Genomic DNA, 14,112 nt, shown 5'->3' with positions numbered 1-14,112 from the left:
CTCGTAGAACAGGTGATGGTCGCCACCGGTTTGTTGATCTTGCCGTATCGCTCCATGGACTCCGGACAGCTGACCGCGAACGCCGTACGGCACGGCCATGTCCCCGGCCGGGACTTCCACCTGAGACAACGTGATCGCCGAGTCGGGGATTGCGCGGGTCGAGGTCACCGACACCCGCGCCGAACAGGTGCCGCCCCGCCCGGACGCCCTCCACCTCCCGGACGCCGAGGACTCCGGCGGCCGGGGACTCCTCCTCGTCGCCGGGCTCGCCGTCCGCTGGGACTGGCACCTCCGGCCCGACGGGCCGGGCAAGACGGTGTGGGCCGAGTGCGCACGCACGGTGCCGGCGTGATCTTGGGGCGACGGTGCTGAACAGCCGCTGCTGCCCAAGAGTGCTGGTCAGTCCGAGCAGGCGAAATTCGGACATCACGCACAGGTGGGGGCACAGGTCCGGAACAATGGACCGACGATGACATCCCAGACCTCCGAGCCGCCCCCGGCCTCCGAACCTTCCGCCCCGCCCCCGATCGACTACGCCCCCTTCACCCACCTCACCGTCCCCAACGCCCCCCTCTACCGCCAGGTGATGCGCGCTTTCCTGGCTGCCAAGGAGCGGTTCGCCGTGCACCTGCGGCCGGAGGACGTGTATGCCGCGCTGGAGGCGGGGAGTCGGCCGGCCGACGTCGAAGTCGTCGTGCAGGCGCTCGACAGGCTCGTCACCTGGGGCAATCTGCGGGCCGATCCGGACCACGCGAGGGTGACGGCGGTCGAGGACTTCTACCGTCGGCGGTTCATCTACCAGCTCACGCGGGCCGGTGAGGCGGCCGAGGCGGCGCTGGGGACGTACGACGAGGTGCTGGGCCGGCGCGGGGAGCTGCAGGCGGTCGCGCTGCACGACATCGTCACGCAGTTGCGGGCGCTGCTGGTGATCGCTGCGGAGGATGAGCCGGATCCGGCCAAGGTGTATGTAGCGCTGTCCGTGCTGACATCGCGCTTCACCGACCTCGCCGACAACGCCCGCGCCTTCATGGGGTCGCTCCAGCGCACCATCGATCTGCACGACATCGAGGTTGAGGCGTTCCTCGCGTACAAGGACCGGCTGATCCAGTATCTGGAGCGGTTCATCCAGGATCTCATCACCCTTGGCGGGCGGATCGCCCTGCTGATCGGGGAGTTGGAGGATCAGGAGCGGGTCGGGCCGCTGCTGCGGCTCGCCGCCGTCCGGGAGGCCGCCGACGCCGCTCCCGAGGACGCGGAACACGCGGAGGCGGTGGCGTACGAGAAGTGGGCCGCCCGCTGGTCCGGGCTTGCTCAGTGGTTCGTGTCGGCGGAGGGGCGCGAGTCTCAGGCCAGGCTGCTGCGTGGGCGGGCCCTCGGGGCGATTCCGCAGCTCCTCGCCGTCGTACGGCAGTTGAACGAGCGGCGCGCCGGGCGCTCCGACCGCTCGGCCGACTTTCGGGAGCTGGCACGCTGGTTCGCCCAGGCGCCGGACGACGAGGGGAGGCACCGGCTGTGGCGGGTGGCGTTCGGGCTGTACTCCTCCCGGCACCTCACCGTCGACGCCGACACCCTCGCCGAGCGTCAGGCCGCGCCGGAGCCGGCCTCCACCCCATGGGGCGAGGCGCGACCGTTGCGAATCAGTCCCCAGCTTCGCCGTACCGGCAGCTATGAACGGCGTGGCAAGCCGCGCCGGGTGGCCGACCGGGGCGAGGCGAAGCGCAGGCTCGCCGAGCTCGCTGCCCGGCAGGCGGAACAGGCGAGCGCGGCCCGGGCCCGCCTTGCGACGGACGGCGCGATCCGACTGTCCAGCCTGGACGAACTCGATCCGCTCGCCTTCGAGTTGTTCCTGCGCCTGCTCGGCGACGCCCTCGCCACCTGGCGGCCGGGCATGACGACCACCGTGGCCACCAGCGGGGACGGCTCGATGGAGATCCGGCTGACCGCGCTCGACGACGGTTCCACCGCCGAAGTGCACACCCCCGACGGGGTGTTCAGCGGACCGGACCATCTGATCGACATCGTCGATCTCACGGCGGAGCCCGTCGGCGCGGTGCCCGTCCCGGCCGGGACCGGACTTCCGGGCATGGAGAGGATGCCATGACCGGCCCCCTCGCCGAGGTCCTGGACGGCCAGCGCGAAGCCGACCTGCGGCGGGCCGCGCGAGCCCTGCTGAAGGAGCCGCTGCTCACTGCCGACGGGCCGTACGCCGACGAGTTCCGGCTGGTGCGCCGGCACGCAGCCGAACTGCGGGAGTGGTTCGAGCGCAACGTCGGCTGGACGCTGCGTACGGACGCCGACGCCGCACGGCTGCGCAAGACGCCGGGCACCCTCACCGACGCCACGCACCCGGCACGCGAGGCCGCCCGCACCGCCCTGCCCTTCACCCGCCGCCGCTACGTCCTGCTCTGCCTGACACTGGCCGCGCTGGAGCGGGGCGAGTCGCAGGTGGCACTCGGACGCCTCGCGGAGCAGGTCGTGCTGGCCGCGGCCGATCCCGAACTCGTCGCCGCCGGCATCACGTTCACCCTGGAGCGGCGCGACGAGCGCCTCGACCTCGCGGCCGTCGTACGACTGCTGCTGCGGCTCGGTGTGCTGCGGCGGGTGGCCGGTGACGAGGAGGCGTACGTCAGCGGATCGGGGGACGTGCTGTACGACGTGAGGCGGCGCGTGCTGGCCGGAATGCCGGCGTCACTTCGCGGTCCGTCCATGGTCGAGGCCCAGGGCTTCGAGGAGCGCCTGGTGGAGATGACGGCCCAGACCGCTCTCGACAGCGACGAGCTCAGGTTCCGCGCGATCCGCTGGAAGCTGACCCGCCGTCTTCTCGACGACCCGGTCCTCTCCTACGACGACCTGACCGACGAGGAACTGGCCTATCTCACCCGGCAGCGCGGCTTCATCACCGCGCGCATAGGTGAACTGACCGGACTGGTCGCGGAGGTCCGTGCCGAAGGCATCGCCATGGTCGACCCGCTGGACGACCTCACGGACGTACGGATGCCGGAGCAGGGCACGCACGGTCACATCACCCTGCTGCTCGCCCAACATCTGGCGCGGGCCGACCGGCCCGTCGCGCCTGCGGAGCTGGCGTCCCGGGTGCGCGAACTGGCCTCGGAGCACGGCGGTTTCTGGGCCAGGTCAGCGAGGGAGCCGGGAGCCGAGCCCGAACTCGTGGAGCAGGCCCTGAGGAAGCTGGTGGCCCTGGGGCTCGCCGAGCGCACGGAACGGGGCGTCGTGCCGCGGCCCGCCCTCGCGCGGTACGCGGTCGGTGAGCCCGTCGTCAAAGAACCGGGACCCGCCCGCCACCACCTCGCCGCGCAGCCGGACACGACCGTGAAGGATGAAAGGTGAACCGCGCCCTGCCTCCGCTCCCCAGCCCCGCCCCCGGCCGGTGGCGGCCCCTGCGCATCGGGCTCGTCGACCTGTTCCACTACGACGTCGAGGAGTTCTGGTTCCGCGACGGCCGGCTGCTGCTGCGCGGCAACAACGGCACCGGCAAGTCGAAGGTGCTCGCCCTCACCCTGCCGTTCCTGCTGGACGGCGACCTCTCCGCCCGCCGCGTCGAGCCCGACGGCGACCCGGGCAAGCGGATGGAGTGGAATCTGCTCCTGGGCGGTGAACACCCGCACCCGGAACGGCTCGGCTACACCTGGATCGAGTTCGGACGGCTCGACGAGACCACGGGCGAGCCGCACTTCCGTACGCTGCTCTGCGGGCTCAAGGCGGTCGCCGGACGCGGCATCGCCCGTCACTGGTTCGCGGTGACGGACCAGCGGATCGGCGCCGAGCTCGATCTGCTCGACGCCACCGGAACGGCCCTGTCCCGGGACCGGCTCGCGGATGCCGTCGGCGGCCGGGGCATGGTCCACGACACCGCGAAGACGTATCGCAGAGCGGTCGACGAGGCTCTCTTCGGGCTCGGGGAGCGGCGCTACGGCGCGCTCGTCGACCTGCTGATCCAACTCCGCCAGCCCCAACTGTCCAAGCGGCCGAACGAGGCCGCCCTGTCCCGGGCGCTGACGGAGGCGCTGCCGCCCATGGACCAGGCGGTCATCGCCGACGCGGCGGAGGCGTTCAGGTCGCTGGACGAGGAGAAGGAGGAACTGCGGGCGGCGCGCGAGGCGCAGCAGGCGTCGTCGGCGTTCCTCGACCACTACCGGCGCTACGCCCGCCTCGCCTCCCGACGCCGGGCCCGGCTGCCGCGTCGCGAGCACGCCCGGTACGAGAACCTCCAGCGGGAACTCCTCAAGGCACAGGGCGACCGGGAACAGGCCGTGGCGGACCGAAAGGAGGCCCAGGAGCGGGGCGCCGCGCTCTACGAGCGGGCCGCGCGGCTGAGTGCCCAGGACGCCGCGCTGCGGACCGGGCCCGAGATGCGCGACGCCCGCGCACTCGACCAGGCCGCGCTCGACGCCTCCCGCACGGCAGGGGAACTGACGCGCGCCGAGGCGGACCGGCGGACGGCGGCAGAAGCGCACACCCGGGCCCTGGGCCGGCTCGCCACCGCGCACCAGCGGCTCACCGCGGCCCAGGAGACCTTGGACGACGTCCTGGGCCGCGTGGCGGAGAGCGCCGCGGCGGCCCGGCTGGAGGTCCCCAGGACTCAGGGAGCCCCCGACGCGGCCTTGCGCCGGGCGGCGGACGAGGCGACGGCAAGCAGACGGCGAGCCGTCGAGCATGTCGAGGTCCTCGCCGCGCGGGCCGAGGGGACCGAGGAGACACGCCTTGCCGCCCGACTTCGCGCCGACGAGGCCGACGAGGAGGTCACGCACAGCGAAGAGCGGCTCGCCGAGGCGCAGGAGAGTGTCGCCGGGGCAGGGCGGACGCTGGTCACGGCCGTACGGGAACATCTCTCCGAGTGCGCTGAGCTGCGGATAGCCGGACTGTCCGGGGTCCTCGATGCGGTCCAGGACTGGGTGGGCAGTCTGGACGGCCCCCACCCGGCACGCGTGGCGGCAGCCGCGGCCCATCGCGTCGTCGCCTCCGAGCTGGCCGACCGGGCGGCCGTCCTCGCCCATCGAGAGACGGCGAGGGCGGACCGGCACCGCCTGGCGGCGGAGGAACTGACCGCCCTCGAATCGGGTGGCGAGCGCGGCCCGTCGGCTCCGTACACACGCACACCCCATGCCCGGGACCAGGGCCTCGGCGCCCCGCTGTGGCGACTCGTCGACTTCCGCCCGCACGTCACCGAGGCCGAACGCGCGGGACTGGAAGCCGCGCTGGAGGCGTCCGGGCTCCTCGACGCCTGGGTGCGGCCGGACGGTACCGCGGTCGCGTCGGACGGCCACGACGTGCTGCTCGACCCCGTCGGCACGCCCGGAGGGGGCGGCCTCGAGCGGGTGCTTTGCCCGGCGGTCAACCACGCGGACGTGCGGGCCGCCGCCGTGGGGGAACAGACGGTCGGGCGTCTGCTCGCCTCGATCGGGCTGGCTGGAAAGAACGGTGACGGAGCAGACGAAGACGCCTCCTGGGAACCGCTCGGCCACGACACCTGGGTCTCCACGGACGGGCGCTTCCGCGTCGGCGCGCTGACCGGAAGCTGGGGCAAGGACAGCGCCCAGTACGTCGGAGAAGGGGCGAGAGAACAGGCGCGCCGCGTCCGGATCGGCGAACTGCGCACCGAACTGGCCGCGTCGGCGGCGGAGCGGCAGCAACTCGCACAGGAAATGGGCTCCGTGGCCGATCGTCGCGGCGTACTCGACGCCGAACTCGCCGCGATCCCGGGCGACGACGACCTGCGTCACGCCCACGCACGCGTCACCGCCGCGGCCGACGCGGCCCACCGGGCCCGTACCCGGCAGGGCGGGCGGGCCGAGGAACTGGCCCGGGCGACCGAGGAGGCCGACCGTGCGGCGGCCGAGCTCACCGAGACGGCGGCCGCCCTGAATCTCCCCGCCGACCGGACGGGACTGGGCTCCGTGCGCCAGGCCCTCGCCGACCACACCGCCTTCCTGGCGGCGCTGTGGCCCGCCCTGCGTGAACGCGCCGACGCCGGGCATACGGTCATCGGCGAGCAGACGGAGACCGACCGGGCCGAACTGCGCGTCGCCGAACTCGCGGAGCGCACGACGGAAGCGGCACGGCTCGCCGCCGCGGCGGACGAGCGCCTCACCACACTCCGCTCCACCGTCGGAGCGGCCGTTGCCGAACTCCAGCGGCGACTGGAGGAGACGGCGGCAGCCGCGCGCGCCTGCGAGGGCGAACAGCGGCGCGCCCAGGCGGACTTCGGCGACGCGGACCGGCGCGCCAGCCATGCCGAAGGGCGCATCGAGCGGCTCGCCGAGGACGTCACCGACGCGACCGCCGCACGGGAACGCGCCATCGCGGCCCTTCAGCGGTTCGCCTCGACAGGACTGCTCGCCGTCGCCCTTCCGGACATCGGCGTGCCGGACGACGACGGCGGTACGTGGGCGGCGACCCCCGCCGTCCAGCTCGCCCGCGCCATCGAATCCCGGCTTTCCGCCACCGACGACTCGGACGCGGCCTGGGAACGCGTGCAGAAACGGCTGAGCGAGGAGTTCGGCAGGCTGCAGGACGCCCTTTCCCGGCACGGCCACACCGCCACCGCCCGTCCGAGCGAGGACGGCGTGCGGGTCGACATCGTCTACCAGGGCCGTGAACGGGCCGTCCCCGAACTCGCCGACGCCCTCGCCACCGAAGTAGCCGAACTGACCCGCATCCTGTCCGCACACGAGCGCGAGATCCTTCAGACCCATCTGATCACCGAGGTCGCCGGCACGCTTCAGGAACTGATCGGTGCCGCCGAACGGCAAGTGCGCGCCATGAACAAGGAACTGGAGGAGCGCCCGACCTCGACGGGAATGAAGCTGCGGCTGGTGTGGCGGGCGTCCCGCCGGGCCCCGCAGGGACTGGCACAGGCCCGTGAACGGCTACGCCAGTCCGCCGACGCCTGGTCGCCCCAGGACAGGGCCGCGGTCGGCGCGTTCCTCCAGGAGCAGATCGCGCGCCGACAGGCCGACGACCGTGTCGGCAGCTGGCTGGAGGATCTCACCGCCGCCCTCGACTACCGGGCCTGGCACGAGTTCGGCGTCGAACGCCACCAGCACGGCAAATGGGTTCCGGCCACCGGGCCCGCCTCGGGCGGCGAACGGGTCCTTGCGGCGTCCGTGCCTCTCTTCGCCGCGGCATCCTCCCACTACGCGAGCGCGGGTGGCGCGTACGCTCCACGCCTGGTCACCCTGGACGAGGCGTTCGCCGGAGTGGACGACGACTCCCGTGCCAAGTGTCTCGGGCTGCTGCGCGCCTTCGACCTCGACGTCGTCATGACCAGCGAACGGGAATGGGCCTGCTACCCGCAGGTTCCCGGAATAGCCATCGCGCAGCTCTCGCGCGTCGACGACATCGCCGCCGTCCTGGTCACCCGCTGGGAGTGGGACGGCAGCGGCCGGCGGCGCGGCTCGGAGCCGGGTGCACGGGTCGGCGCGCCGCGGGCGGCTTCCCCTGCCGACGGCTCCGGCGAGGCGGCAGGCAGGCAGGTGAGTCCCGTCGGCGAGCCGGGGCCGATCGCTGCCGCCGACGGCATCGGCGAACAGGAGTCCCTGTGGGCGTGAATCCCGCGGCGACTCCGTCCGCCCACGACGGGCGGGATCCCGGAATCCGGGCAACGGTCGGACGAAGGACACCGGCGGACGCCACCGCGAACGTGCCGCCGCCCGCACCACCGGCCAAAGAGCAGATCGACACCGAGCGTCTCGGCCGTCTGCTCGGCGATCCCGGCCTCGCCTGGCTCGTGGACCGCGCCCGACAGCGGATGGCACGCGGCCGGCCGCTCACCGGCTCCCTCACCCTCTCAGCCCCCGACGAATCCCAGCGCCGCGCAGCCGACCGCCTGCTGGGACGGGCGCCACGAGCCGGTGGTTCCCTGAGCGTTCGCCTCGACACCGTGGACGCGATCCTGCGCCGCTCCGGTGTCAGCCCCGACGGACTGGAAGCCGCCGTGGTGGCCCTCACCGGCCCCGTCACACTCCACGCGGAGACCCGGAACAGGGTGGAACGGGCCTGGGAGGAGGCGTACGCTCCGCTCGCCACCCTCGACGCGGAGCTGGCCCCCTGGGCGGAGCGGATCCGCGGGGACGGTCTCGTACGTCGCCTCGCTCGTACGCCGGAGGTCGCCGGCCCCCTGGTGGAGGCGGCGGTGCGGGCGCTGCGTGAGCTGCCCGTGTCACCCCCGACCTCGCGAGCGACGTTCGCGGCACGTCACCTCTCGGGTGCCCATGCCCTGGACGAGGGGACGCCGCTCGCCACGCTCGTCCTGTCCGGGCTTCGTTGCCTCACCGGCTTTCCCGACGGCGACGGCGCCCAGTGGCGGCGCGAGGCATGGGCTTCGGCGGGGCTGCTCAAGGACGACCTGTCGTCGACCGTCCTCGTCCTCAACCTGCGCGGCACACGACCGCTCGATTGGATGGCCGACGCGGGTGAGCCCGCGGTGCTGACGCTCCGCTCTCTCACCCGTGGCACACCGGTTACGGCCGTCACCACGACAGGAACCGTCCACGTCTGTGAGAACCCGGCCGTGCTGTCCGCCGCTGCCGACACTTTCGGCCCGGCGTGTCCGCCCATGGTGTGCCTCCAGGGACAACCGTCGGCTGCCGCACTCATCTTGCTGCGCGGCCTGTCCGAGCGGGGGGCCGGCCTTCGCTACCACGGCGACTTCGACTGGGGCGGCGTGCGCATCGCCTCGGCGCTGGCGCGAAGTGTCCCGTGGCTACCGTGGCGCTACACCGCCGCCCACTATCGAGCCGCAGTGGCCAGGGTGGCCGAAGCCGCGGACCTGACCGGCTCGCCCGCTGCGACTCCGTGGGATCCGGCCCTGGCTGTCGCTCTCGCCGAGCGCGGTGTCCGGGTCGAGGAGGAGGCGTTGCTGGACGACTTGCTGGCGGACCTCGGACCGGGGGACCGTTGACGTGCGTCCCCCGACGCACGGCGCTGCGGGACGGTCAGTCCTGCTCCAGTTCCGCCGCGCGCCTCTTGAGGTCCTCGGCGAACGGGTCCCAGTCGGGGCCGAAGGACAGCAGGTCCGCGGCCGCCTCCCGGAGCAGTCGCGGGTCGTCGGGGCGTTGCAGGCAGGCAAGGCGATAGGCGAGGTTCCGGGCCCAGGGCGGCAGGGCCATCCAGTCCTCGGTGAGGACGTCCCGGAGCATGGTGATGATCTCGTCGGCCGTCGCGAAGGTGAGCAGCTCGACGAAATCTCGGGTCGCTTCGTTGACCTGCCGGCTGTCGGCACCGTCGATCGCCCGGCTGAGGCTCCTGGCCGCGGGGGTCGGATCGGGCATCTCTCGCTTCTCCTGAGGGATCCGGTGGTTCTCTGTCCGTGTCGTGCCCGCTGCGGGCGCCCGGGGCGCCCAGGGCGCCCAGACCCTAGCAGCCGGGCCGCTACGGGTTGAGCCAGTACGTGGACAGTTGGTAGGCACCGTCGGGACGGTGGATGACCCGGTAGCCGACGTCGTGCCCGTCGATCTGCACCGACCTGTCGAGCGGGCCGGTGAACTCGGGGGTCCCGGCGCGGGGGACGACCCCGCCGTCCTGCATGTACTTGTACACGTCGGAGACGATCGCCTGTTCGATCTGGTCGGGCTTCAAGTTGGTGGTGCGCAGATCGTTCGTGGTCCCGCCCGGCCCGGTATGGGCCCGGTCGTAGCCGTGGCCCGTGTTGAAGTGCCACTGGTCGTCGCCGACCATGGCGGAGCGTTTGAGGTCCTGGCCCTCGCCCTTGGAGGTGTACTCGCCGATCGTCGGACCGTCGCCGTTCTTGTACGGCGACAGGCCGAAGGGGTCGCAGAGGGTGTGCGGGTTGGTCACGTAGGCGACCGGGTTCGGGGCCGGCGAGAGCCCCAGCGGGTCCGGAGACGTGTACCGGCCGGTCTCCGGGTCGTAGTGACGGAAGAGGTTGTAGTGGAGGCCGGTCTCCGGGTCGTAGTACTGGCCGGGGAAGCGGAGCGGGGTGTAGGCCGTGCTGGAGCGGGACCAGGCGGTGGTTCCCCACAGCGTGGTGCGGGAGCGCCACGCGATCTCGCCGGACTCGTCGACCAGTTCGGTGGGGGTGCCGATCAGGTCGGTGGCCACGGCGAAGAAGCGCCGGTCGATCTCCTCCTGACGGGCGTCCGGGGAGAGGATGCGCTCGGTCTGCGCGAGCGGCACGAGGCCCCTGTGCTCCCAGGTGAGCGCCACCGGACGGGGCAGGTCGCCGGCGACGGTGGTCTGTTCGCAGAGGACCAGGCCGTCCCAGCTGAAAAGGATCTCCTCCGCCACCGTCTCGCCGTCCGCCGCCAGACGCTGCTTGGCGGTACGTCGGCCCAGGGGGTCGTACGTGTAGCGCCAGCGGGTGCCGTCGGGGGTGACCACGGCGGTGAGGCGGTCCTCGGCGTCCCACGTGTAGCGCCAGGTGTCCGGTTTGCGGGAGAGCCGGGTCTTCTGGCGCAGGATGACGCGGCCGAGGGCGTCGTGCTCGAAGCGGATGTCACCCGCGCGCGTGACGGTGGTGCCGGTGTACGCGCGGGGGCCGGTGGCCTCGTGGCCGGGGTGCGAGTCGGGCCAGGCGGCCGAGGTCTGGTTGCCGCTCGCGTCGTAGGCGTACCGCTCGGTCCAACCGCGGGCGTGGACGGCGGTGACCCGGCCGACCGGGTCGAGGTCGAAGGTGCGCGCCTCCGACAGCCGGTCCGACGTCGCGGAGAGACGGCCGTCGGCGCGGTAGGTGTACGCGCGCTCGTTGAGGGTGCGGGAACCGGCGGTGAGGTGCTGGGCGGACAGCCGCCCGGCCTCGTCCCAGGTGCAGGCCTGGGTGACGATGTCGTCGACGACGCGTTCCACCTCGCGTCCGGCCGCGTCGTGCGTGAAGGTGATGTCGTGGCCTGCGGACGTCACCCGGGTGGGGCGGCCCGCGGCGTCGTAGGCGTAGCTCGTGACCAGCCCGGTCGGCGTGGTGCGACGGATCCGGCGGCCGGCGGCGTCATAGGCGTGGTCGAGGGCGCGGCCGTCGACGAGTTCGGTCTTGAGCCGGCCGCACCGGTCGTAGCGGCGCACCAGTTCGCTGCCCGGCCCCGACGCCTGGACCAGGCGCCCGGCGCGGTCGTAGGCATGGACGGTGACCTGGCCCGCGACCTCCTTGCGCAGCACCCGGCCGAGGTCGTCGTAGGTGTACGCGGCCACGCCGCCGAGGTGATCGGTCCGGGTGGCGAGCTGCCCGGCGGCGTCGAGGCCGTAGGTGACGGTGCGGCCGTCGAAGTCGGTCTCGGAGACGAGCCGGCCCGCCCGGTCGTACCCGTAGGTCCAGACGAGCCCCTGCGGGTCGGTGACCCGGTTGAGCCGCAGGCCGGCGTCGTGCTCGAACTCGTACCGCGCGCCGTCGGGCAGGGTGCGGGTGGCGAGGAGGTCGAAGTGGGTGTACTCGAAGCGGCCACTCCGCCCGCCGCGTCGGTGTGGGTGAGGCAGTTGCCCTCGCCGTCGTAGGTCCATGTCTCGGTGGCGCCGTCGGGGCCCGTGCGCCGGGCGAGCTGCCCGTCGGCGTGCCACTCCAGATGGGTGACGGCGCCCATCGGGTCGGTGACGCGGACCGGACGGCCGAGGGCGTCGCGTTCCAGCCGGGTGGTGCCGCCGACCGGGTCGGTCACCTCCAGCGGGCGTCCGGCCCCGTCGCAGCGCACGACGGTGGTGGCACCCAGGACATCGGTGACGGACGTCAGGAGACCGGACTCGTCGTAGGCGTAGCGGGTGGTGTGCCCGGCCGGATCGGTGACCGCCGTGCGGTTGCCCCGCTCGTCGAACTCCTGCAACCACCGCGCGCCGTCCGGGTCGTACCGCTCCGTGGGCAGGCCGGACGGGCCGCGTACGACCCGCAGTTCGCTGCCGTCGGGACGGGTGACCGTGACGAGCCGGCCCTCCTCGTCGTGGGCGTACGTGGTGGTGCGGCCCAGCGGGTCCGTGCGGGTGAGCAGGTCACCCCTGGTGTCGTAGGTGAACCGGGTGGTGTGGCCGAGCGGGTCGGTGGTGGCCAGGACGCGACAGCCGGGGCCGATCAGGTGCCGGGTGGCCCGGCCGTCGGGGGTGGTCAGGACCGTCGTCCGGTGACCCGTCCCGGCGTCCGGCTCGGTGTAGGTCAGGGTGATCTGGACGTGGCCGGCCTCGCCGCCCTCGGCGACGACACGGTCGCGCTCGTCGTAGACGTAGTCGTAGCGGTGTCCGTTGGAGTCGATCCAGGCGATGACGCGGCGGCGGTCGTCGTAGAGGAAGGTGGTGGTGGCGCCCGACGGCTTGGTGACCGTGGTGAGATCGCGGTCCTGGTAGCCGTAGCTCATCAGGGGCAGGTCCGTGCCGCCCTCGCCCGCGCCGGCCAGGGACAGGGCGGTGACCAGGCCTTCGGCGGTGGACAGGTTCACCCGGTGGCCCGCCGAGTGGACGAGGGCCAGCGGCAGCCCGTCCTCGGCGCGGTCGACGGTGAGGGTGTGGCCGTTGCGCTCGGCGACGGCGGACAGCCAGGCCGTACCGTCGCCGCCCGGCTCGCCCCCTGGCGGGGCGGTGAAGTGGCGGGTCAGACCGGCGTCGGGGTCGGTGAGGGTGAAGTCGCCGTCGGCGTCCCGGGACAGGAGCGTGCGGGAGCGGCCCGACTGTGGCCGGGTGGGCACGCCGGGGACCGGATGCGGGTAGGGGACGAGCAGGCCGTCGGCGGTGACATGGAGGACACCGACGGCGTCGATCTCCAGCCGCTCGTCGACGGTGGACGACCAGGCGGGTCCCAGGAAGCGGCCGGTCGTGCAGCCGGACTCGGTGCGGCGGGCGAAGACCAGCGGCAGGATGCCGGGGATCTCCAGGTCGGTCTGGGGCAGGAACATCCGGCCCGAGGCGAGGTCCACCGGGTCGGTGCCGTCGGTGACGCGCTCGCCGTCGGGCCGGTTGTGGGTGCCGTCCGGGGCGTCGTCGACCAGCCGGCGCAGCCGTGCGGCGTCGGCGGCCTCCTCGGCGATGCGCACGCCCTTCACCGCGGCGCCGCCTCCACCGGTGGCCACGGTCAGCGCGATGTCGGGGATCAGCCGGCCGAAGCCCTCGGCCGGGTCCTTCATGAAGTCGCTGATCATCTGCTTGCCGGTGCCGACGGGGTCGTTGGCGGCGACCACCAGACCCGCGGCCAGGCTGTTGAGGGACGTGGCGTACTCGGCCGGGTGCGTGAGGTTGTACGGGTCCATCGGGTTGACGCTGCGGACGAAGTTGAGCAGCCCCGCCGTCCCCTTGATGATGCCGCCGCCGACATGGTCGCCCATGATCTGCAGCTCCTGGATGCCGTCGCCCAGTTGCTCGGCGTAGGACGGCTTCTTCGGGGCCATGTCGCGGGCGGCGCGGACCGCGGTGCGCGCGGTCTCCGCCGCCGAGTTGCGCTGCTTGCGGGCCTCGGCGAGGAGGTCCTGGGCCTCCTGCATCAGCTTCTTGCCCGGATCGTCGAAGGTCGCGGCGGGCCTGGGCGGCAGCGAGGACGGGTCGCGTTTGTCGGCGGGCTGGGCGTTGTAGCGGTCGACGGCGCTGTTGAAGTCGTCGACCTTCTTGCGGTGGGCGTCGGCGGCGTCCTCGGAGGCCTTGACGCCCTCCTTCCACTTGTCGATCGCCGTCTGCGCCTGCCCCTGTGCCCAGGTGACGGTGCCGGCGAACGCCTCCAGCGCGGCGGCCGCCTTCGCGCAGGCGTCGGCCCCGGTGAACCACTTGGGCGGCTGGGTGCTCACCGCCGTACGCACCGCTTCGGCCGTCTCGCCCTTGAGCCGGGAGGAGTCCAGGCCCTTGAGACCCTCGCCCGCGCTGTCGAAGGCCGTCTGGAAGCCGCGGAGTTTCTCGGCGGTGGAGCGGATCTTGTCCGCGCTGCCGTAGATCAGCTTGGTCTTGTCCTCGGTCTGCCCGAGGTCCATCTCGTCGACCTCGGCGCCCAGCCGGTTGGCGACCGAACGGGACTGCTCGCGCACCCAGTCCGCGCCGGACTCCCAGCCGACGTCGTCCAGCCGGTCGGCGGTCCAGTTCCCGGCGTCCTCCACCCGGTTGCCGACCCACTCGACGCCGTCCTCGACCGCGTCCTCGACCGAGTCGGGTGTGATGTCACTGATGAAGTCGCCGATACCCACG

General features: G+C 72.9%; 6 protein-coding genes and 1 pseudogene. 5 read left to right on the top strand and 2 right to left on the bottom strand.

Annotated elements, in window-relative coordinates; genetic code table 11:
* Window positions 1–130: 130 nt before the first annotated feature.
* From ACZ6D7_RS27865 to ACZ6D7_RS27845, 5 genes are all read left to right on the top strand, one after another.
* Window positions 131–352: an ATP-binding protein gene (locus ACZ6D7_RS27865; RefSeq protein WP_469496277.1), complete on the top strand. Its 222-nt coding sequence runs from the start codon at window positions 131–133 to the stop codon at window positions 350–352.
* Between the two features lie 117 nt (window positions 353–469).
* Window positions 470–2,101, top strand: a complete 1,632-nt coding sequence (locus ACZ6D7_RS27860) for a TIGR02677 family protein (RefSeq protein ID WP_469496274.1) — start codon at window positions 470–472, stop codon at window positions 2,099–2,101.
* Window positions 2,098–3,348, top strand: coding sequence for a TIGR02678 family protein (locus tag ACZ6D7_RS27855; RefSeq protein WP_469496271.1), 1,251 nt, complete (start codon window positions 2,098–2,100; stop codon window positions 3,346–3,348). The genes ACZ6D7_RS27860 and ACZ6D7_RS27855 overlap by 4 nt, the downstream gene beginning before the upstream one ends.
* The gene (locus ACZ6D7_RS27850) at window positions 3,345–7,568 is read left to right on the top strand and encodes a TIGR02680 family protein (protein WP_469496269.1); all 4,224 of its coding nucleotides are present in this window, start codon (window positions 3,345–3,347) and stop codon (window positions 7,566–7,568) included. The genes ACZ6D7_RS27855 and ACZ6D7_RS27850 overlap by 4 nt, the downstream gene beginning before the upstream one ends.
* Window positions 7,565–8,920 (top strand): TIGR02679 family protein, encoded by a 1,356-nt coding sequence (locus ACZ6D7_RS27845; RefSeq protein WP_469496267.1) that lies wholly within the window; start codon window positions 7,565–7,567, stop codon window positions 8,918–8,920. The genes ACZ6D7_RS27850 and ACZ6D7_RS27845 overlap by 4 nt, the downstream gene beginning before the upstream one ends.
* Before the next feature lie 34 nt (window positions 8,921–8,954).
* On the opposite strand, the gene ACZ6D7_RS27840 is transcribed toward ACZ6D7_RS27845, so the two are convergent.
* Window positions 8,955–9,290 (bottom strand): hypothetical protein, encoded by a 336-nt coding sequence (locus ACZ6D7_RS27840; RefSeq protein ID WP_469496265.1) that lies wholly within the window; start codon window positions 9,288–9,290, stop codon window positions 8,955–8,957.
* Window positions 9,291–9,756: 466 nt separating this feature from the next.
* Window positions 9,757–14,111: pseudogene (locus ACZ6D7_RS27835) on the bottom strand (putative T7SS-secreted protein); the annotation flags it as partial.
* Window position 14,112: the final 1 nt, after the last annotated feature.

It is taken from the genome of Streptomyces sp. NPDC041784 (genome assembly GCF_055591025.1).
Note: the sequence above shows the minus strand (reverse complement) of the source record. Positions and strands in the feature narration are given on the sequence as shown.